This is a genomic window from Polaromonas sp. P4_F4, from assembly GCF_056401355.1.
On sequence record NZ_JBFUJO010000022.1, the window covers coordinates 57,392 to 76,903 of the forward strand.

Annotated in this window: 18 protein-coding genes and 1 riboswitch; of the genes, 8 read left to right on the forward strand and 10 right to left on the reverse strand. The window is 66.0% G+C overall.

Features of this window, described 5'->3' with window-relative positions; genetic code table 11:
- Positions 1-8 precede the first annotated feature (8 nt).
- The 3 genes from AC1DUR_RS20075 to AC1DUR_RS20085 are packed head-to-tail and all read right to left on the reverse strand — an operon-like array spanning position 9 to position 2,402.
- A complete protein-coding gene (locus tag AC1DUR_RS20075) occupies positions 9-1,292 on the reverse strand; it encodes an NAD(P)/FAD-dependent oxidoreductase (RefSeq protein ID WP_477719272.1) in 1,284 nt (427 codons plus the stop codon).
- A 26-nt stretch (positions 1,293-1,318) separates the two neighbouring features.
- Positions 1,319-1,678, reverse strand: a complete 360-nt coding sequence (locus AC1DUR_RS20080; protein ID WP_477719271.1) for a cupin domain-containing protein — start codon at positions 1,676-1,678, stop codon at positions 1,319-1,321.
- Positions 1,679-1,733: 55 nt separating this feature from the next.
- Positions 1,734-2,402: a haloacid dehalogenase type II gene (locus AC1DUR_RS20085; RefSeq protein ID WP_477719270.1), complete on the reverse strand. Its 669-nt coding sequence runs from the start codon at positions 2,400-2,402 to the stop codon at positions 1,734-1,736.
- 389 nt (positions 2,403-2,791) lie between these two features.
- Here AC1DUR_RS20085 and AC1DUR_RS20090 point away from each other — a divergent pair, with 389 nt between their 5' ends.
- From AC1DUR_RS20090 to AC1DUR_RS20115, 6 genes are all read left to right on the forward strand, one after another.
- Entirely contained in the window at positions 2,792-3,691 is a 900-nt protein-coding gene (locus tag AC1DUR_RS20090; protein ID WP_477719269.1) for a GNAT family N-acetyltransferase, read from the forward strand.
- Between the two features lie 156 nt (positions 3,692-3,847).
- Positions 3,848-4,774, forward strand: coding sequence for a 2-hydroxyacid dehydrogenase (locus AC1DUR_RS20095; protein WP_477719268.1), 927 nt, complete (start codon positions 3,848-3,850; stop codon positions 4,772-4,774).
- A gap of 169 nt (positions 4,775-4,943) precedes the next feature.
- On the forward strand, positions 4,944-6,344 hold the full coding sequence (locus tag AC1DUR_RS20100; RefSeq protein ID WP_477722046.1) for an aminotransferase class III-fold pyridoxal phosphate-dependent enzyme: 1,401 nt from the start codon (positions 4,944-4,946) through the stop codon (positions 6,342-6,344).
- A gap of 43 nt (positions 6,345-6,387) precedes the next feature.
- Positions 6,388-6,891: an Lrp/AsnC family transcriptional regulator gene (locus AC1DUR_RS20105; protein ID WP_477719266.1), complete on the forward strand. Its 504-nt coding sequence runs from the start codon at positions 6,388-6,390 to the stop codon at positions 6,889-6,891.
- A gap of 264 nt (positions 6,892-7,155) precedes the next feature.
- Positions 7,156-7,644, forward strand: a complete 489-nt coding sequence (locus tag AC1DUR_RS20110; RefSeq protein ID WP_477719265.1) for a helix-turn-helix domain-containing protein — start codon at positions 7,156-7,158, stop codon at positions 7,642-7,644.
- The gene (locus AC1DUR_RS20115) at positions 7,638-8,810 is read left to right on the forward strand and encodes a M20 aminoacylase family protein (RefSeq protein ID WP_477722047.1); all 1,173 of its coding nucleotides are present in this window, start codon (positions 7,638-7,640) and stop codon (positions 8,808-8,810) included. The genes AC1DUR_RS20110 and AC1DUR_RS20115 overlap by 7 nt, the downstream gene beginning before the upstream one ends.
- A 45-nt stretch (positions 8,811-8,855) precedes the next feature.
- Here AC1DUR_RS20115 and AC1DUR_RS20120 read toward each other — a convergent pair whose 3' ends face one another.
- The 7 genes from AC1DUR_RS20120 to AC1DUR_RS20150 all read right to left on the reverse strand — a co-directional run bounded on the left by AC1DUR_RS20120 (position 8,856) and on the right by AC1DUR_RS20150 (position 15,969).
- Entirely contained in the window at positions 8,856-9,452 is a 597-nt protein-coding gene (locus AC1DUR_RS20120) for a hemerythrin domain-containing protein (RefSeq protein WP_477722048.1), read from the reverse strand.
- A 72-nt stretch (positions 9,453-9,524) separates the two neighbouring features.
- Entirely contained in the window at positions 9,525-10,172 is a 648-nt protein-coding gene (gene thiE, locus AC1DUR_RS20125; protein WP_477722049.1) for a thiamine phosphate synthase, read from the reverse strand.
- Between the two features lie 235 nt (positions 10,173-10,407).
- On the reverse strand, positions 10,408-11,226 hold the full coding sequence (locus AC1DUR_RS20130; protein ID WP_477722050.1) for a thiazole synthase: 819 nt from the start codon (positions 11,224-11,226) through the stop codon (positions 10,408-10,410).
- Positions 11,227-11,352: 126 nt separating this feature from the next.
- The gene (gene thiS, locus AC1DUR_RS20135; protein WP_477722051.1) at positions 11,353-11,571 is read right to left on the reverse strand and encodes a sulfur carrier protein ThiS; all 219 of its coding nucleotides are present in this window, start codon (positions 11,569-11,571) and stop codon (positions 11,353-11,355) included.
- A complete protein-coding gene (gene thiO, locus AC1DUR_RS20140) occupies positions 11,568-12,629 on the reverse strand; it encodes a glycine oxidase ThiO (protein WP_477722052.1) in 1,062 nt (353 codons plus the stop codon). Before thiO ends, thiS begins: the two co-directional genes overlap by 4 nt.
- Before the next feature lie 91 nt (positions 12,630-12,720).
- Positions 12,721-14,637: a phosphomethylpyrimidine synthase ThiC gene (gene thiC, locus AC1DUR_RS20145; RefSeq protein WP_477722053.1), complete on the reverse strand. Its 1,917-nt coding sequence runs from the start codon at positions 14,635-14,637 to the stop codon at positions 12,721-12,723.
- Between the two features lie 71 nt (positions 14,638-14,708).
- A riboswitch (TPP riboswitch) is annotated at positions 14,709-14,820 on the reverse strand.
- A gap of 84 nt (positions 14,821-14,904) precedes the next feature.
- The gene (locus AC1DUR_RS20150; protein ID WP_477722054.1) at positions 14,905-15,969 is read right to left on the reverse strand and encodes a LacI family DNA-binding transcriptional regulator; all 1,065 of its coding nucleotides are present in this window, start codon (positions 15,967-15,969) and stop codon (positions 14,905-14,907) included.
- A gap of 113 nt (positions 15,970-16,082) precedes the next feature.
- On the opposite strand from AC1DUR_RS20150, the gene AC1DUR_RS20155 reads away from it, so the two are divergent.
- Positions 16,083-17,114 (forward strand): TRAP transporter substrate-binding protein, encoded by a 1,032-nt coding sequence (locus tag AC1DUR_RS20155; protein WP_477722055.1) that lies wholly within the window; start codon positions 16,083-16,085, stop codon positions 17,112-17,114.
- A 503-nt stretch (positions 17,115-17,617) separates the two neighbouring features.
- Positions 17,618-19,501 carry a TRAP transporter large permease gene (locus AC1DUR_RS20160; RefSeq protein WP_477722056.1) on the forward strand — a complete coding sequence of 628 codons (1,884 nt, stop codon included), beginning with the start codon at positions 17,618-17,620 and terminating at the stop codon, positions 19,499-19,501.
- The last annotated feature ends 11 nt before the right edge of the window (positions 19,502-19,512 follow it).

A 19,512-nucleotide genomic window follows, 5' to 3' on the forward strand; every position in this document is an offset into this window, starting at 1 on the left:
AAAAAAAGTCAGGCGAACTTGTTCTTGATCTGGTAGTACAGGCCCACGGCGGGCAGGAACCAGGGGGTTCCGAAATGCCCCGGGATGGCGGGCCAGGGGTTGTCGCGCCACGGGTTGGCCGCCACATCGCCGGCCATCACCCGGGCCATGCACTCGCCCATGTGCACCGACATCTGGGTGCCGTGGCCGCTGTAGCCCATGGAGTAGTACAAGCCGTCGGTTTCGCCGGCATGCGGCAGGCGGTCCTGCGTCATGTCGACGGTGCCGCCCCAGCAGTAGGCTATGCGCACATCGCGCAGCTGCGGGAACATCGCCACCAATTGCTCGCGCAGCACCTGGCCGCTCTTGGCGTCCGAGCGTGGACTGGACAGCGCAAAGCGCGCACGCCCGCCGAACACCAGCCGGTGGTCGGGCGTGATGCGAAAGTAGTTGTGCAGCGTGTCGGTCGTGGTGTAGGTGCGGCGCTGCGGCAGCAGGGCCTGCAGGACGCTGGGGTCGAGCGGCTCGGTCACAATGATAAAGCTGCCGATCGGCACGATGCGGCGCCGCCAGAAGGAGAAGCTGGAGTAAGCACCCACGCGCGTCGCGCCGGTGGCCAGCAGCACCTGGTCCGCATCGATGGCGCCGCGTTGGGTGTGCACGCGGTGCGCATGACCGTTCAGCCGCTGCAGCCGCTCCACCTGCGTGTGGTCGTAGATCTGCGCGCCGCGCCGCGCCGCGGCCTCGGCCAATCCGCGGCCGAATTGGCCCATGTGCATCTGGGCACTCTTCTTGAACAGCAGGCCGCCCGCGAAACGGTCGCAGCCGATCTCCTCGTGGATGCGCTGCGGCGGCACCAGCTCGACCTGCGGGTCGGCCTCGCGGCGCAGCCGTTCAAAACTGCGCGCCAGCTGCTCATAGTGCGCGGGCTTCGAGGCCAGCTTGAGCTTGCCTCGGCGGTGGAAATCGCAAGGAATCGCCTCCTCGCGCACGATGCGTTCGACCGTATCCACCGCGTTGTCGTAGGCGCGGTACCAGGCGGCCGCGCGCTCGACGCCCACGCGGGCCGCGACGGTAGCGTAGTCCACAGCAAGGCCGTTGTTCACATGGCCGCCGTTGCGCCCGGACGCTTCGGCCGCAACGGCCGAAGCCTCCAGCACCACCACGCGGGCACCGCGCATGGCCAGCGTACGGGCCGCCGACAGGCCAGTGAAGCCGCCGCCGACGACCACCACGTCGGCCTTGGCGGGCAAGGCATCGGTCTGGCCTTCGAACGCAGCCGTGCTATCAGTCCAGAACGATTCGAGCTTCATGATGCCTGGGGGATGCGAGGCCGCGCTCATGCGCTGCCGTAGATGATCCAGATCTTGCGCGTGGTCTCGATGCAGCGCCACTTGCCGACGTAGTCCGGCTTCATGACGAAGGCGTCGCCGGCCTGCACGCGGATGGGTTCCTTGCCGTCTTCGATCAACTCCGACACGCCGGAGAGGATGTGGCAGAACTCCCAGACGCCGCCCTTGATCGATCGGATGGTGCCGGGCGTGATTTCCCACACGCCGGTGCGCACCTTGCCGTCGGGCGATTGCTCCACGTCCCAGTTCATGAAGCGCGGATCGCCGGCGATCAGGCGCTCGGGCAAGGGGCCGCTCTCACGGCCAGGGCCGAGGTCGTCGAGTTTGAAGAAAGTGAGCTCGCTCATTTGTATCGGGTCCTTTTGCAATTGAATGAAAGCGGGAAGTCAGGCGCGCGCCGGATTACAGGCCGACCAGTGCCGGCAGCCCGTTGATGTCGCGAATCTCCACGTGGGTATAGAACTCGTTGGGCTTGGGCTCGTGGCCACGGTTGACGAACACCTTGTTCTTGATGCCCATGTCATGGGCCGACATCAGGTCGTAGCGCGGGCTGGAAGACACGTGCAGGATGTCGTCCGGTGAGCAGCCCAGCTGGTCGAACATGTACTCGAAGGCCTGCAGGCGCGGCTTGTAGGCGCCGGCGTCCTGCGCCGTGTACACCTTGTGGAAGGGCGCTTCCAGCTTGCGGACGTTGGAGTCGATCTGCTCGTTCATGGCATTGGACAGGATCACCAGCGGGATCTTGTTGCCCACGCGCGTGAGCGCATGCGGCACGTCGGTGTGCGGGCCCCAGGTGGGCACGGCGTCGTAAAACTTCTGCCCGTCCTCCTCGCGGTAAGTGACCCCGTGGCGCTTGCAGACGCGCGCCCACGCGGACTTGAGCACCTGGTCGTAGGGCTTCCAGTCGCCCATCGCCTCATCCAGCCGCAAGGCGCTGAAATCCTTGATGAACTGCTGCATGCGCTCGGGCGACAGCTGCTCTCCCACAATGGCGTACGCCACCTCGTGCATGCGGAAGTAGATGAGGGTGCCGTAGCAGTCGAAGGTGATGTACTTGGGTTTGAAGATCATGATTTGCCTCGTTGGTAGGGGAGTGGAGAAAGGGTTCAGGCGACCGGGAAGTCCCTCAGCGCACGCCTGCGGCGCGGCCCGACCTCCACCGCCGGGCGACGGAGGGGAAACGGCCGGTAGGCACGGAGAGTAGGCGGCAGTCGACGGACATCGGTAAGCTTCCTGTTGTCGCGGTGGTTCAATAGGAGCAATCCTAGGCAGCATCCGCCGCAGTTGTTGCGGTTCTGCGCGGCGCGAACGCAGCATTCATCCGGAGTACCGCGGGCTCCAGGCGCTTTGTGCCGTTCTTCGCGCGGACGTGGCCGGCGCCAAGATCGTACAAGCCGCGGGGCCGTTGCGCCGAGCATCATCGTCCCCAAACCGCCATTGACGTTTTGAAGGGAAGTTCTATGTCCGACCATGTTTTCACTCCACAGGCTGCGCTTGCGGCGGTGGGCCGTCCCCTGCCCGACGGTGTGTCGGTGCGGCGGTTGAATGCGGACGACCTGGAGGCGGCACAAGCGCTGTCGCGCGAGTTCCAGTGGCCTCACCGCCTGGAGGACTGGCAGTTCAGCCTGGCGCATGGCCAGGGCGTGGCGGCGCTGCGTGACGGCGAACTGGTAGGCACCGCGCTGCATTGGCCCTGGGGCAAGCAGCATGCGACGGTGGGCCATGTGATGGTGTCGCCGCGGATGCAGGGGCAGCGCGTGGGCCAGCACCTGATGCACGCGGTGATGGCGGGGCTGGAAGACCGCACGGTGCTACTGCACGCCACGGTCGAAGGTCGCGGCCTGTATGAACGGATGGGCTTCGAGATCGTCGGCGAAATCCGGCAGCACCAAGGCTTGGCCGCGCCGGCGCAACTGGTGGCCCTCGCGCCGGGCGAGCGGCTGCGCCCACTGGGTCGCAATGACGCAAAGGCACTCGTCGCCTTGGATGCCCGTTCTGCCGGCATGCCGCGCGAAGCGATGCTGCGCCAGCTGCTGGCCGAAGGCCAGACGGTAGTGCTGGCACGCGGCGGCGAAGCCCTGGGGTTTTCCGTCGCGCGGCGCTTCGGGCGCGGCTATGCCGTCGGCCCCGTGGTGGCGCCGGATCTCGCGAGCGCGCAGGCGCTCGTCGGGCATTGGTGCAGCCGCTTTGCCGGCAAGTTCCTGCGCATCGATGTGGACGCCGCCAGCGGCTTGCCCGAATGGCTCGAAGCGCAGGGCCTGCCCCGGGTGGACACGGTCACGACCATGGTGCGCAACGGCCCGCTGGAGCGAGGCCCGGCCGTCGGCGGCTGGGCGCTGGTCAACCAGGCCATGGGGTAGGAATGGCCCACCCCCGTTCAGGCTCACTTCGTGTAGCCTGCTCCCCCCTCAGGGGGCGCACTCTGCGGCCCGGCAAAGCCGGTTCCGCGCGTGCCCTCGCTTCGGCCAGCCGCGATTCGCGGATCGCGGTAATTCCGAATTGCATGGAAAACTAACATGACTTTTTTGTACAAGGGCCCCGCGCAGCGCGGGGCCGTGTGGGCCGGGGAGTTCGCGCGCAGGATGCCGCAGTTGCCGTTCCGGACCTGGCCCGAGATCGGGGACCCGGCGCAAGTGCGCTTCCTTGCGGCCTGGGAGCCTCCGCCGCGCATCGCCGAGGCCCTTCCCAACCTGGAGGTCCTGTTTTCGGTGGGGGCCGGCGTGGACCAGTTCGATTTCGCGGCGCTGCCGGCCGGGCTCACAGTGGTCAGGATGGTGGAGCCGGGCCTGACCGCCTGCATGTGTGAGTACGTCAGCTGGGCCGTGCTGTCGCTGCACCGGGAGATGCCGCTGTACCTGCGGCAGCAAGGCCTCAGCCAATGGCAGCAGCACCCCGTGCAGCCGGCCTCCACGCGGCGCGTGGGCGTGATGGGCATGGGCATGCTGGGGCGCGCGGCGCTCGCGCAGTTGCGGCTGCTCGGCTTTGACTGCGCGGGATGGAATCGCTCGCGTCGCAACGAGCCGGGCGTGCGCTGCTACAGCGGCGAGGCGGAGCTGGACGAGTTCCTGGCCCGCACCGACATCCTGGTATGCCTGCTGCCGCTCACGCCCGAAACACGCGGCATCCTCGGCCGGCGCGTGTTTGACGCGCTGCCGGAAGGCGCTTGCCTGGTCAACGCCGCGCGCGGCGGCCACCTGGTGGAAGCGGACCTGCTCGCCGCACTGGAAAGCAATCGGCTCTCGGCTGCGGTCCTGGACGTCTGCGAGCCGGAGCCGCCTGCGCAGGGCCACCCGTTCTGGGACCATCCGCGCATCTGGCTCACGCCCCACATTGCGAGCGCAACCCAGGCCGGGACCGCGGCCGAAGCGCTGCTGGACAACCTGCGGCGATACGAGGTCGGCCTGCCGCTCGAAGGCGTGGTGGACCGCTCGCGCGGGTACTGAGCCCGCCATCCCGGGCTTGGCCGGGGGGGCGCGGATTGCGTCACCCCCGCACCGGCATCAAGAACCGCAGAATCTTCTACCGTACGCGCGCGAACAACAGCATGGTCGTGCGCGCGCAAGGGGGACAAGCCGCAGCACCCGCTGCGCACTCGCGCCTAAGCTTGTCCCCATGATGTCCACCAAAACCCTTTCACTTAATTCTTCGCTTGTGGCGCTTGACCGCGCGCATTTGATCCACCCTGTGGCCAACTGGCGCGGCCATGAGCAGCGCGGCGCCACGGTGCTGCGCTCTGGCAAGGGCGCCTGGCTGCGCGACGCCGACGGCCGCGAACTGCTCGATGCCTTCGCGGGCCTGTGGTGCGTCAATATCGGCTACGGCCACGAAAGCGTCGTGGAAGCCGCCGCGCGCCAAATGCGCGAGCTGCCCTATGCGACGGGTTATTTCAGCTACGCCAGCGAACCGGCCATCCGCCTGGCCGCCAAGCTCGTGGAGATCGCGCCGCCCGGGCTGGGGCACGTGTACCTGACGCTGGGCGGCTCCGAGGCGATTGATGCGGCCGTGCGCCTCATCGTGCAGTACTACAACGCCACAGGCCGGCCGCGCAAGAAGCACTTCATCGCGCTGGAGCGCGGCTACCACGGCTCATCCTCCACCGGCGCCGGCCTGACGGCCTTGCCCGCCTTCCATCGCGGATTCGACCTGCCGCGCCCCGAGCAACACTACATTCCCTCGCCTTACCCCTACCGCAGTCCCGTGGGCGGTGATCCGCAAGCGGTCATCGCGGCTTCGGTAGCCGCGTTGCGCGAAAAGGTGAACATGCTGGGCGCGGAGAACGTCGCGGCCTTCTTCTGCGAACCGATCCAGGGCTCGGGCGGCGTGATCGTGCCGCCCGCGGGATGGCTCAAGGCCATGCACGAAGCCTGCCGCGAGCTGGACATCCTGTTCGTGGCCGACGAGGTGATCACCGGCTTCGGCCGCACCGGCCCGATGTTCGCCTGCGACGCCGAGGGCGTGTCGCCGGACCTGATGACGGTCGCCAAGGGACTGACCTCCGGCTATGCGCCCATGGGCGCGCTCCTCATGTCCGAGCGCGTGTACGCCGGCATTGCCGACGGCACCCCGGCCGGTGCCTTGGTAGGCCACGGCGCCACCTACTCCGCGCACCCGGTGAGCGCCGCCGTGGCGCTGGAAGTCATCCGGCTCTACGAAGAGGGCGGCATCCTCGCCAACGGCCAGCGCGTAGCGTCCCACTTCGAGGCCGGGTTGCGGTCCATGCTGCGCCATCCGCTGGTGGGCGACGCGCGCTCGCGCGGGCTGCTGGGCGCGCTGGAGCTGGTGAGCGACAAATACACCAAGGCCAGCTTCGACCCCGCGCTGCAACTGCCCGACCGCATTGCCAAAGCGGCTTACGAGAACGGCTTGATCTTCCGCGCTTTCGGCGACAGCATCCTGGGTTTCGCGCCGGCCTTGTGCTTCACGCCCTCGGAGTTCGAGCAGATGTTCGAGCGGCTGAACCGCACCCTGGACACCGTGCTCGACCAGCCCGAAGTGCGGCGCGCCCTGGCTTAACCTGATTGACTTGGGCGTGGAACTTGCTTAAAAGGGGTTAACGATGAATACCTCCACTGGCAACCCCAAGCTTGACCGCCTCGACCTGCGAATCCTGTGCCACCTGCAAAAAAACGGGCGCGCCTCGAACGTCGAGATCGCCGACGCCGTCGGCCTGTCCCCCAGCCCCTGCCTGGTGCGCGTGAAGCGGCTGGAGCAAGCCGGCTATATCGCCGGCTATGGCGCGCAGATCCGGCTGGAGAAGCTGGGCGACACGCTGCTGGTGTTCACCGAGGTCACGCTTCAGGACCACAGGCGCGAGGACTTCGTCAAGTTCGAGATGAGCATCCGCCCGATCGACGAGATCGTGGAGTGCCACCTGGTCAGCGGCGGCTACGATTACCTGCTGAAGTTCGTCACACGCGGTGTGAACCACTACCAGGAGATCATCGAAGGCTTGCTGGAGGCCAACATCGGCATCGAAAAATACTTCAGCTACATCGTGATCAAAACACCGTTCGTCAAGAACTACTACCCGATCGAGCAGCTGATGCAGCCGCACGTTTGAGCGGGGCTTAGAACGTGTTCACGGTCTATTTGGGGCCGCGCAGCTGCCTTTTCGGGAGGGGCTGGTAGGCGCGGCTCGCCGCCAATAGCTGGCTATTGGCAAGAGTCGCAACACCCCAGACTGCCCGAAAAGACAGCTGCCCTTCGGGTTGGGGAGAAATCGGGCGATTTGCCTGCCATCACCCTTGCATGGGCACAAGCCCATGCTGCGGGCGTTGACAGCCAACTCATCCCGATTGCTCCCCAACGCGGCCCCAAATAGACCGTGAACACGTTCTTAGGGCCGCAGCTTTTGCCGCAGCCCGACCCGATTCGACATTTGCTGCTGCGCCGGCGCCCGTTTCCGGTGCCATCTCCGGTGGGGCTGGCCTACGCTTGCAGCATGAACCCTCCTCCCCGCATCCCGGCGCCTGCCCGCTCGGCCGCAGCGATCCAGCGTGTGCTGCGGCACATCAACGAGAACCTCAACCAGGCGCTGACGCTATCGGAGCTGGCCGATCTCGCCGGGCTCAGCATATGGCGCTTCGCCACCGTATTTCGCCAGCAGGTGGGTGTTGCCCCGCATCGCTACATTTGCCGGCTCCGCCTGGCACGCGCACAAGCCCTGATCCGGCAGGGGATGCCGGTCGCCAGCGCGGCCAGCGAGGCGGGCTTCTATGACCAAAGCCATCTCTCGCGGCACTTCAAGACCGTGTTCGGCATGACGCCCGGGCAGTACTTCATGGCCGCCGGCCAGCCGCGGACGGCATGCTAAGCCGTCCAATGACGGAGGAAATTGCGGACCTGGTGCCCGATCTGGTCGCGCTGCGGCATGACTTGCACGCGCATCCGGAGCTTGCGTTCAAGGAGCATCGGACAGCCGGCATCGTCGCCTCGGCCCTGCGCGACCTGGGGCTGGAGGTGCACGAAGGTATCGGCGGCACGGGTGTTGTCGGCGTGCTCCGCGCCGGCAGCGGACGGAACAGCGTGGGTTTACGCGCCGACATGGATGCCTTGCCCATCAGCGAACAAAGCGGCGTGGCGCACACCAGCACACGGCCCGGTATTCACCACGGCTGCGGCCATGACGGCCATACCGCGATGCTCTTGGGCGCGGCGCGCCAGCTGGTGCGCACACGCGGTTTTGAGGGCACGGTGAATTTTATTTTCCAGCCCGCGGAAGAAGGTCATGGCGGCGCGCGCGCCATGATCAATGACGGGCTGTTTGAGCGTTTCCCGTGTGACGCGGTGTATGCGCTGCATAACTGGCCGGACCTGCCGCTGGGCAGCGCGCAAACCCGGCCCGGCGCCATCATGGCGGCGGCCGACCGGTTTGACATCACGGTGCGCGGGCGAGGCGGCCACGCGGCGCAGCCGCAGCACACACCCGACGCGATACTGGCGGCAAGCTCGCTCGTCACGCAGCTGCACACCATCGTCTCGCGGCGTATAGATCCGGGCCAGTCGGCGGTGCTGTCGGTCACACGCATTGAAGGCGGCCAGTCGCACAATGTGCTGCCGCCCAGCGTGGGCCTGACCGGCACGGTGCGCAGTTTCGACGCCGCCACGCAAGACCGCATCGAGGCCGCGCTGCGGCAGACCGCAGCGGGCGTTGCGATGGCCACCGGCACCGAGATCGAGGTCACGTACAACCGCTATTACCCGGCCACGATCAACAGCGCGCCTGAGGCCGCTCTGGCGCTGCAGGCCGCCACGGACGCCGGCCTGCAAGCCAGCGTGGCGGCGCACCCGGCCTTCACCTCGGAAGACTTCAGTTTCATGCTGGAGCAGCGCCCTGGCGCCTACCTCTGGCTGGGCCAGGGCAGCGGTGATGAAAGCAGTGTTTCGCTGCACCATCCGCGCTATGACTTTAACGATGCGGCGCTGGGCCTGGGCGTGCGCTGGTTCTGCGCCGTCGCCGAGCTGGCGCTAAAACCTTAAGCCGCAGCCAGTTTCAAGCCTTGCGAGGCGGCCTGACGTGCGCTTTCAGGCATTGACGGCAGAAGGCCCCAGCCCGATGGGTGCGGGGGCTTTCATGACGATACGGGTAAACAAGCGGTCATAGGCCGTGTCATGTGGACAGGACCCGGCCAGCGGGTCCCGGTTGGAGCCGAAGGCGGCGTCCAGCTCGTGCCAGTCGGCGGCGGTCAGCGTTTTCTCAGCCGCCGGCAGGATCACCGTTTCTTCGAGCTTCATGTGCTCCAGGTAAAACGCCACATACGCGCGCGCGGCTGTCTCGAACGCCGGCCGGCGCGCCTCGCCCAGCAGCTCCCACGCGATCAACTGGTGCTGCAGCGCACGCACCGCCAGCTCACCGTTCATGTGGTCGTGCTCCAGGCGCGCCACCGCCTCCATCGTCTCCGGTGCGCCCCGCACGACCTTGGGAAACAACAAATTCGATTCCTTGGGATGGTGCTGCCGCTCCGGGAACTCATCGATGTAAAACAGCATGGCGCGCAGCACGTCGAAAAACGTTTCCGGCGCATCGCCGGGCCCGCGATCCAGCATCATCAGCAGGGATTTGAGTACGGCGGACAAGGCAGCGTGCTCGTCGCGAATAATGCGCAGGGTTGCATAGGCCATGATCGTCTTTCCCAGGACAAACTCAGTGAAGCCCAGCATCCCACCGCTCAGGCGGGCGCGTCTTGATTCACATCAAACAGGCGCGTCAAAAAAAGCGAGTGCCTCCCGAGTGGCCTGCTGTGGGTCAGCCGCCTGCGTGACAGCGCTGACCACCGCCACGCCATCCACCCCGCAGGCCAGCACACCGGGCAAGCGTGCCAGCGAAATGCCGCCGATCGCCACCACGGGATACGGTGCGGCCCGCAGCGCCCAGTCTTTCAGGCGCTCCAGGCCCACCGGCTCATAAGGCATGACCTTGAGCAGGGTCGGGTAGACCGGGCCAATCGCCAGGTAGGAAGGCTGCACCGCATGGGCACGCGCCAGCTCGGCCGGCGTGTGCGTGCTCAGGCCCAGGCGCACACCGGCGTTGCGCAAAGCATTGAGGTCCGCCTCGGCCATGCTCAGGTCTTCCTGGCCCAGGTGCACGCCATACGCGCCGGCGGCGAGCGCCAGCTGCCAGTGGTCGTTGATGAAGACCTGCGCGCCCGGCACGGCGCGCCCGGCTTCGATGGCCGCGCGCACCTCGCGCTCGATCTCGGCTGGTGTGTGGTCCGCCGCCTTGATGCGCAGCTGGATGGTGCGCACACCCCAGCCCAGCAGGCGCTGCACCCAGGCGGCATCGGGTACCACGGGGTAAAAACCAATCGGGCCGGTGAGCGGAGCAAAGGCAGAAGTAGTCATGATTTGGTGTTACTCACAATCAAAATCAGAAGTCAGGAGCCGGACGGTTTTTCTCCTTCACCCTTTGGGGGAAGGTTGGGATGGGGGCTTGCACGGCAAGATGCCCCACCCGATGGAAAACGGACTCTCCCTGAAAAATAAAGCTGACGGGTCCGCTTGTTTGAAAGAGATGCCGGTGCACAGAGCCCCCATCCCTACCTTCCCCCAGCGGGGGAAGGAGCAAGACCCACTGGCATCAGGGCGCATGCCAAAAGGGCACACCGACAGTCGAGGTGGACGCCTGCGCCGCAGCGCGCTCGGGCATGGGCGTCGACTCATACGCGGCGCGGCCGGCGGCCACGCCATCGGCAAACGCACGCGCCATGCGCACCGGGTCACCGGCCTGCGCCACGGCGGTGTTGAGCAGCACCGCGTCAAAGCCCAGTTCCATCACCTGCGCGGCATGCGAAGGCCGGCCCAGCCCGGCGTCCACCACCAGCACCGCATCGGGCAGGCGGCGGCGCATCGTTTCCAGCGCATAGGGGTTCAGCGGCCCGCGGCCGGTGCCAATCGGTGCGGCCCAGGGCATCACCGCCGCGCAGCCGGCATCGCGCAGGCGCTGGGCGATCACCAGGTCATCGGTGGTGTAGGCAAACACCGCAAAGCCTTCGCGCGCCAGCACGCTGGCCGCATGCAGGGTGGCCTGCGTGTCGGGCTGCAGCGTGTAGTCGTCGCCTATGACTTCCAGCTTGATCCACGGGGTGCCGAAAATCTCGCGCGCCATCTGCGCCAGCGTGATGGCTTCCTCGGCCGTGTGGCAGCCTGCCGTGTTGGGCAGCATGTGGCAGCCCAACGCCTGGATACGCTGCCAAAAGCTGTTGCCACCGCCGCTCTCGGGTTGCAGCCGGCGCAGCCCGACCGTCAGCACCTCGGTGCCGGAGGCCGCCACAGCCTCGCTCAGAACCTGCGGCGACGGGTAATGCGAGGTGCCGAGAAAAAACCGGCTTTGCAGAGTGACGCCGGCGACGGTCCAGGGCTGGCCATGCGCGATAGAGGGTATTGCAGGTGTTGTCATGTCAAGCTTTCAACGGAGCAATGCAAGCAGACGCCGCGGAGCTGGCTCCGCCAGTCCGCTCGCGTCGCCCCCTGCAAGGGGGGGGAGAGTGCTACACGAAGTGAGCATACGGCGGGGGTGTTCCATCTATCCTCCAGCAATCGGAGTGATCACATCAATGCGGTCACCGTTTTGCAAGGCGCGCTCGGCCCACTGCGGCCGCGGGACAAAGGCGTTGTTGATCGCACAGGCGAAAGCGCCCTGCAACTGGTAGCCCTGCGCCAGCAGCAGCGCCTGCAGCGTGGGCGCCTCTGTGGCCACGCGTTTGCCATTGAGCGAAATTTCAAGAGCGTTCATCACCGTCATGCCGGGCTCTCCAGAAGTTGATGGACCAGTTCCTCCACCAGCGCAGGCGCACACAGATAGCCATGCCGGTACAGGCCATTGATATGCCAGACACCGTCGCGCAAGGCCACCGCCGGGCGATGGTCGTCCAGCGCCGGCCGCAATGCCGCCGCCAGCCGCACCACACGCGCCTCGCCAAAGGCCGGGTGCAGGCTGTGCAGGGCGCTGCCCAGTTCCAGCATGGAGCGCAAGGTCATGGCGCCGGTGTCTTCCGACTCCAGCTCGGTCGCGCCCACCACAAAACGGTGATCGGGGCGCGGTGCCACATACAGCTGGTAGCGCGGATGCATCAGGCGCACCGGGCGCTGCAGCGTCACGCCCGGGCATTCCACCGTGAGCACCTCGCCACGCACGCCGCGCAATTGCGGCCATGCCGCCTGGCTGCCCACGCCGCGGGCATCCACCGCCACATCGACGGTGTAGTTGGCGCCGGGGCAGCTGATGAGATGCGGCGCCAGGCGGTCCACCCGCTGCCCTTCATGCCAGCGGCAGCCCAGCGCATCGATCTGCGCCGCCAGTGCCGCCATCAGCTGGTCATTGGCCAGCTGCCCCTCGCTTTCCAGAAAGAGGCCGCCGCCAAAACGCCCGGCCAGCGCCGGCTCATACCGCGCGAGCGACGCGCTGTCGAGCGTGTGCACCTGCGCACGGCAGGCCTCGGGCAGCTTGTGATGCAGCAGGCGCGTGAAGTGTTCCAGCGAGGCCTGGTCGGGTGCGTGCGCCACCACCAGCGTGCCCTGCTGGCGGAAATACACCGGCGGTGCGCCCGTGGCCGCCAGCTCCGCGATCCAGCTCGGCCACAGCTGCATGGAGCGCTGGCCCAGCGCAAACACCACCTCGTCCGACACCGCCAGTTCGGCCAGCGGCGAGAGCATGGCCGCCGCCGTCATGGACGCGGTGGCCTGGTCATCGCGCAGGCGCGCGTCGAACAGGCTCACGCGGCAGCCAGCGCGCAGCAGGCGCCAGGCCAGCGTGCGGCCGGCCAGGCCAGCGCCTGCGATGCCGATATGGGGAGTTTTCATGATGGTGTTTTCAGCCTTTCTGCCTCACTCCCTCACCTTAATCCTCTCCAGAAGAAGAGGAAAGGAGAGGGAACAAGTCCGGGACACTGCATCAGGAATAAATCTCGCTGCCACCTTCACGGAACTCTTTGGCCTTTTCCTCGAACCCGCTGTCGATCTGCTTGATCGCAATCACGCCCGGCGCGGCCAGCGTGGTGGTGGCCGGGTTGAGCCTTGCAAACTCGCGCACTTCCTGCGAAATTTTCATCGAGCAGAATTTCGGTCCGCACATCGAGCAGAAATGCGCCACCTTGGCGTTTTCCTTCGGCAGGGTTTCGTCGTGGTAGGCCATGGCCGTGTCGGGATCGATCGCCAGGCGGAACTGGTCTTCCCAGCGGAACTCGAAGCGTGCCTTGGACACCGCGTTGTCCCACATCTGCGCGCCCGGGTAGCCCTTGGCCAGGTCGCCCGCATGGGCGGCAATCTTGTAGGCAATCAGGCCCTGCTTCACGTCGTCGCGGTTTGGCAAACCGAGGTGCTCTTTCGGCGTCACGTAGCACAGCATGGCCGTGCCATACCAGCCGATGTTGGCCGCACCCATCGCGGAAGAAATGTGGTCGTAGCCGGGCGAGATGTCGGTGATCAGCGGGCCCAGCGTGTAGAACGGCGCCTCGAAGCAGGCCTCGAGCTGCTTGTCGACGTTTTCCTTCACCAGCTGCAGCGGCACATGGCCGGGGCCTTCGATCATCACCTGCACGTCGTGCTTCCAGGCGATCTGCGTGAGCTCGCCCAGCGTGTGCAGCTCGGCAAACTGCGCTTCGTCGTTGGCATCGGCGATCGAGCCGGGGCGCAGGCCGTCGCCCAGCGAGAAGCACACGTCATACGCCTTCATGATCTCGCAGATCTCGTCGAAGCGCTCGTACAAGAAGCTTTCCTTGTGGTGCGACAGGCACCACTTGGCCATGATGGAGCCGCCGCGCGAGACGATGCCCGTCAGGCGGTTGGCGGTCAGCGGCACATAGGCCAGGCGCACGCCGGCGTGGATGGTGAAGTAGTCCACGCCCTGCTCGGCCTGCTCGATCAGCGTGTCGCGGAAGATTTCCCAGGTCAGGTCTTCGGCCTTGCCGTTCACTTTCTCCAGCGCCTGGTAAATCGGCACCGTGCCGATCGGCACCGGCGAGTTGCGCAGAATCCATTCGCGCGTCTCGTGGATGTTCTCACCGGTCGACAGGTCCATCACGGTGTCGGCGCCCCAGCGAATCGACCAGACCAGCTTGTCGACTTCTTCTTCAATGCTCGAGGTCACGGCCGAGTTGCCGATGTTGGCATTGACCTTGATCAGGAAGTTGCGGCCGATGATCATCGGCTCGCTCTCGGGGTGGTTGATGTTGTTGGGAATCACGGCGCGGCCGCGCGCCACTTCATCGCGCACAAATTCAGCGGTGATCTCTTTCGGAATCGACGCATTGAAGGAATGACCCGCCTTGGGCATGCGCTCGGTGGCCAGGCGTTCGGCCAGCTGGGCGCGCACCAGGTTTTCGCGCACTGCGATGTATTCCATCTCCGGCGTGATGATGCCCTTGCGCGCGTAATGCATTTGCGAGACGTTGGCGCCGGCCTTGGCGCGGCGCGGCACGGGCGCATGCGCCATGCGCAGTGCGGCCAGCGCCGGGTCGTTCAGGCGCTCGCGGCCATAGGCGCTGCTGATGCCGGGCAGCGCTTCGGTGTCCTGGCGCTCGTTGATCCAGGCGCCGCGCAGCGGCGGCAGGCCGCGCGTGATGTCGATCGGCGACGCCGGGTCGGTGTAGACGCCCGAGGCGTCATACAGGCGCAGCGGCGGGTTGGCTTCGCGACGCGGCTCGCCCGCCCCCTCGTGCACCATCGTGTCGGTCAGCGTGACCTCGCGAAACGGCACGCGGATGTCGGGGCGTGAACCCTCGATATAAATTTTGGCGGAACCGGGAAAAGGCGCGCGCGTGATACGGCTTGCGAGGTCGTTGGTGTCAACGGTGAGGCGGGTTTTGGCCATGGCTTTTGCTCCAGAAAGTCCAGAAGGTGGGGTGCCTGCCTGGGGAGCCGGGAGTTCCGCTGGGGAGTGCCGGAGCCAAGTGCCTTGTTCCCTACGCGGGCATGATCCCGATCAGGTTCGGCGGGTCTCGCATCTGCGATCTCAGCCTCAGATGAATCATCTTTGGCACCCCGACAAGCTTCGGCCATTGTAAGCACGGCGGCGAAATCCGGCAAGCGACCGGGGTTACTACCGAATTGATAGCTGACAACGCCCGTATCTCATGGGCTAAGGCAGGTTTTCCCTGAAAATCACCTGGCTGCGCACGGCATCCACGCCACTCATCACGTCGCGCTTGTCGCGCAGATTGGTGAACATGCGCACACAGCTCATCATGGCGGACTGCGGGCTTTGCGTGATCACCGCGTCCATGCTGCCGTCGATCAGCATGGCGCGCGTGTCCGGCGTCAGGCCGTGGCCGATGAAGACCACCTTGTGCTCGCGGCCCATTTCCTTCAGCGCGCGCGCCACGCCATCGGAGGCGCCGCCGATGTTGTAGATGCCCGCCAGGTCGGGGTACTGTTCCAGCAGCGTACGGGTTTGCTCGTAGTTCTTCTGCGCGTCGTCCTGCCCCTCGCGCAGGCCCACCACCTGCAGCGCCGGAAACATCTCTTCAATCACGTGCAGGAAACCGGCTTCGCGTTCCTCATGCGCGCGGTAGCTCAGCGAGCCGGCGATCAGCGCCACCTTGCCGCCGCGCGCGCCGGGGGCTATGAAGCGTCCGACCAGGTAGCCCGCCGTGCGGCCGGCGGCGCGGTTGTCCAGCCCGACGTAACCGGCACGCCGCGAGCCCGACAGGTCCGAGATCAGGGTGATGGTGGGCACGCCCTTGTCGGCCAGCACACTCACGGCCTCGCGCACCGCAGGGTGCTCCAGCGCCATGAAGGCGATGCCGTCGCTGCGCTGCCCGTGCTTGAGCAAGCTGGCGGCCAGCTGCTGCGGGTTGAAACTTTCAAACAGCTCGGTGCGGCACTTCACGTTGAAAGGCGTGAGGTGCTCCTGCGAATAGCCCACGGTGTCTCCCAGCATGCGGATAAAGCGGTTGCTGCCGTCGGGCAGCAAAAACGTCAGCCGCATCGGCGCCGCCGCGAGTGCCGCGTAAAGGCCTGTTTCCGGCAGGTAATCCAGTTCCGCGGCCACCTTCAGCACCTTCTGCGCAGTAGCATCACGCACGCCGGACCGCCGGTTCAGCACGCGGTCCACCGTCGCGGTGGACACCTTGGCGGCCCGCGCAATATCGGCCACACGCGCCCGTTGTGGCTGGTCTTCCGTTTCGTCAGGGATAACCCTCATACATCAAAATCCATCATTTTTCTTGTTTGACGCTTCACCACTCAGCGCCTATCGTTGCGTGGCTTTCACCCGATGATGCATCAAAACGCATCAAAACAAAACTGGAGACAACCATGACCGAAGTCACCCGCCGCAGCGTCCTGCGCACCCTGTCCGCCGTCCCTGCGGCCGCAATTGCAACAGGTGTGGCCGCCGCCCTGCCCTCCATGGCGCGCGCCGCGGAGTTCTCGTACAAATACGGCAACAACCTGCCCGTCACCCATCCGCTGAACATCCGCGCCCAGCAGGCCGCCGACCGCATCCTGAAGGAAAGCAACGGCCGGGTCGAGATCAAGATCTTCCCGAACAACCAGCTCGGCGGCGACACCGACATGCTGGCGCAGGTGCGTTCGGGTGGCATCGAGTTCTTCACCCCCTCGGCGCTGGTCATCGCCACGCTGGTGCCGGTGGCGGCCATCAATGCCGTGGGTTTTGCGTTCTCCGACTACAACCAGGTCTGGGGCGCGATGGACGGCAAGCTGGGCGCGCATGTGCGTGAAGCCATCAGCAAGTCGCGCCTCTATGCGTTCGAAAAAATGTGGGACAACGGCTTTCGCCAGACCACCAGCAGCAAGGCCCCGGTCACCAGCGCGAAAGACATGGATGGCCTGAAGATCCGCGTGCCGGTCAGCCCGCTGTCGATCTCGATGTTCAAGGGCCTGGGCGCCGCGCCGGCCAGCCTGCAGTTCAGCGAGGTGTATTCCTCGCTGCAGACCAAGATCGTCGACGCGCAGGAAAACCCGCTGCCCATCATCCAGGTGGCCAAGCTGTACGAAGTGCAGAAGTTCTGCTCCATGACCAACCACATCTGGGATGGCTACTGGTTCATCGCCAACGGCCGCGCCTGGGAAAAACTGCCCGCCGACCTCAAAACCATCGTGGCGCGCGCCATCAACGAAGCCGGCCTGCAGCAGCGCGACGACATCAAAAAGCTCAACGAAACCGTCGCCGCCGACCTGCAGTCCAAGGGCCTGGCCATCAACCGGCCGGCCTCCGACACCTTCCGCGCCAAACTGCGCGAAGCCGGGTTTTATGGCGAGTGGAAGGGCCGCTTCGGCGACGAGGCCTGGGCGCTGCTGGAGCAGTCTGTCGGCAAGCTGGCGTAAATTTTCTCCCTTCTCTTGCTCCCTCTCCCACTCTCTCTCAATCCCTCCCCCGCTGGGGGAGGGTCAGGGTGGGGGCCGGCGGCCTTTGAACAGGCACCCGCGCTGAACGCAGAGGCCCCCATCCCAACCTTCCCCCAGCGGGGGAAGGAGCAAGGCAAGCAGCCCCACTTTCACATCAGCGCCACTATTTTTAATCCGGAGTTCCTTCATGTCCCACGCCCCTTCCCCCGTCGCCTCCGACACCTTCCGGGCCAAACTGTGCAAAGCCGGGTTCTATGGCAAATGGAAGGGCCGCTTTTCCCTCTCTTGCTCCCTCTCCCACTGGGAGAGGGCAGGGGTGAGGGCCAGCGGCGGCTGATTCACCACAAGCTGCCACAGCCAGGAGAGCCCCCATCCCAACCTTCCCCCAGCGGGGGAAGGAGCAAGACAAGCAGGCCCACCGCCCACCTTCCACCTTCCACCTTCCACTTCAGCGTAATTATTTCCAATCCGGAGTTCCCTTCATGTCCCACGCCCCCTCTCCTGTCGCCGCCGATGCCCTGCCAGCCAATGCGCTGAGCGGCCTGGCCCATGGCGTGGACCGGGGCCTGGGCGCGGTGGTCGAAACCATCGCAGCCGGGCTGGTGCTGGCCGAGATCATCGTGCTGTTCGCCGGCGTGGTCTCGCGCTATGTCTTTCACCAGCCGCTGGTCTGGTCGGACGAGCTTGCCTCCATCATGTTCCTGTGGCTGTCCATGCTGGGCGCCGTCGTCGCGCTGCGCCGCGGCGAGCATATGCGCATGACGGCGCTGGTCAACCATGTCCAGCCACACACCCGCGCGCTGCTCGACACGGTGGCCATCACCGCCTCGCTCGCGTTTTTGCTGCTGGTGCTGTTTCCGGCCGGTGAATATGCGTATGAAGAAACCTTCATCGTCACACCGGCGCTGGAGATCAGCAACGGCTGGCGCGCCTCGGCGATTCCGGTGGGCATGGGGCTGATGATCATCGTGGCCCTGCTGCGGCTGCTGCGCATCAGCAGCTTCCAGCAGATTGCCCTCGCGCTGGTCGGCACGGCCGCCGTGGTGCTGGCCTTCTGGCTGGCGCAGCCGCTGCTCGCGCCGCTGGGCAAGGCCAACCTGATCATCTTCTTCGTGCTGCTGGTGGCGGCCAATGTGTTCTCCGGCGTGCCGATTGCCTTTTCGTTTGCGCTAGCCACCTTCGGCTACCTGGCACTCACCACCCAAACGCCGCTGTTGGTGATGGTGGGCCGGCTCGACGAAGGCATGTCGCACCTGATCCTGCTGGCCGTGCCGCTGTTCATCTTCCTCGGCGCGCTGATCGAAATGACCGGCATGGCCAAGGCCATGATCCAGTTCCTGGCCAGCCTGCTGGGCCATGTGCGCGGCGGCCTCAGCTATGTGCTGATCGGCGCGATGTACCTGGTGTCGGGCATCTCGGGCTCCAAGATCGCCGATATGGCCGCGATTGCGCCGGTGCTGTTTCCCGAGATGAAAAAGCGCGGTGCCAAACCGGGTGACCTGGTGGCGCTGCTGTCGGCCACCGGCGCGCAGACGGAAACCATTCCGCCATCGATTGTGCTGATCACGATCGGCTCGGTCACCGGCGTGTCGATTGCGGCACTGTTCACGGGCGGCCTGCTGCCCGCCGTGGTGCTGGGTGCGGCGCTGTGCGCCGTCGTCTGGTGGCGCTACCGCGGTGAAGACCTGAGCGGTGTCACGCGCTACGGCAAACGCGAAATCGGCAAGCTGCTGCTGATCGCCCTGCCCGCCATCGTGCTGCCCTTCGTGATCCGCGCCGCCGTGGTCGAAGGCGTGGCCACCGCCACCGAGGTCTCCACCATCGGCATCGTCTACTCGGTGCTGGCCGGCCTGCTGCTGTACCGCCAGTTCGCGTGGCGCCGCCTCATGCCCATGCTGGTCGAGACCGCCTCGCTGACCGGCGCCATCATCTTCATCGTGGGCTGTGCCACTGCCATGGCCTGGGGCCTCACGCAGTCGGGCTTCTCGCAGGACCTGGCCCGCATCATGGGCAGCCTGCCCGGCGGTGCCTACGGCTTTCTCGCCGTGTCCATCGTCGCCTTCATCGTGCTGGGCAGCGTGCTGGAGGGCATTCCCGCCATCGTGCTGTTTGGGCCGCTGCTGTTTCCCATCGCCAAGGCGGCCGGAGTGCATGAGGTGCACTACGCCATGGTCGTGATCTTCGCCATGGGCATCGGCCTCTTCGCGCCGCCCTTCGGCGTCGGCTACTACGGCGCCTGCGCGGTCAGCAAGGTCGACCCGGACGACGGCATCCCGCACATCTGGGCTTACTTCGGCGCCCTGCTGGTCGGCCTCATCGTGGTCGCGGCCATTCCCTGGTTCTCCACCGGCTTCCTCAAAAACTGAATCCGACACCC

Coding starts and splice junctions, on each gene's coding strand:
- AC1DUR_RS20075 (WP_477719272.1), bottom strand. CDS start 1,292: ATGAAGCTCGAATCGTTCTGGACTGATAGCACGGCTGCGTTCGAAGGC.
- AC1DUR_RS20080 (WP_477719271.1), bottom strand. CDS start 1,678: ATGAGCGAGCTCACTTTCTTCAAACTCGACGACCTCGGCCCTGGCCGT.
- AC1DUR_RS20085 (WP_477719270.1), bottom strand. CDS start 2,402: ATGATCTTCAAACCCAAGTACATCACCTTCGACTGCTACGGCACCCTC.
- AC1DUR_RS20090 (WP_477719269.1), top strand. CDS start 2,792: ATGTCCGACCATGTTTTCACTCCACAGGCTGCGCTTGCGGCGGTGGGC.
- AC1DUR_RS20095 (WP_477719268.1), top strand. CDS start 3,848: ATGACTTTTTTGTACAAGGGCCCCGCGCAGCGCGGGGCCGTGTGGGCC.
- AC1DUR_RS20100 (WP_477722046.1), top strand. CDS start 4,944: ATGATGTCCACCAAAACCCTTTCACTTAATTCTTCGCTTGTGGCGCTT.
- AC1DUR_RS20105 (WP_477719266.1), top strand. CDS start 6,388: ATGAATACCTCCACTGGCAACCCCAAGCTTGACCGCCTCGACCTGCGA.
- AC1DUR_RS20115 (WP_477722047.1), top strand. CDS start 7,638: ATGCTAAGCCGTCCAATGACGGAGGAAATTGCGGACCTGGTGCCCGAT.
- AC1DUR_RS20120 (WP_477722048.1), bottom strand. CDS start 9,452: ATGGCCTATGCAACCCTGCGCATTATTCGCGACGAGCACGCTGCCTTG.
- thiE (WP_477722049.1), bottom strand. CDS start 10,172: ATGACTACTTCTGCCTTTGCTCCGCTCACCGGCCCGATTGGTTTTTAC.
- AC1DUR_RS20130 (WP_477722050.1), bottom strand. CDS start 11,226: ATGACAACACCTGCAATACCCTCTATCGCGCATGGCCAGCCCTGGACC.
- thiS (WP_477722051.1), bottom strand. CDS start 11,571: ATGACGGTGATGAACGCTCTTGAAATTTCGCTCAATGGCAAACGCGTG.
- thiO (WP_477722052.1), bottom strand. CDS start 12,629: ATGAAAACTCCCCATATCGGCATCGCAGGCGCTGGCCTGGCCGGCCGC.
- thiC (WP_477722053.1), bottom strand. CDS start 14,637: ATGGCCAAAACCCGCCTCACCGTTGACACCAACGACCTCGCAAGCCGT.
- AC1DUR_RS20150 (WP_477722054.1), bottom strand. CDS start 15,969: ATGAGGGTTATCCCTGACGAAACGGAAGACCAGCCACAACGGGCGCGT.
- AC1DUR_RS20155 (WP_477722055.1), top strand. CDS start 16,083: ATGACCGAAGTCACCCGCCGCAGCGTCCTGCGCACCCTGTCCGCCGTC.
- AC1DUR_RS20160 (WP_477722056.1), top strand. CDS start 17,618: ATGTCCCACGCCCCCTCTCCTGTCGCCGCCGATGCCCTGCCAGCCAAT.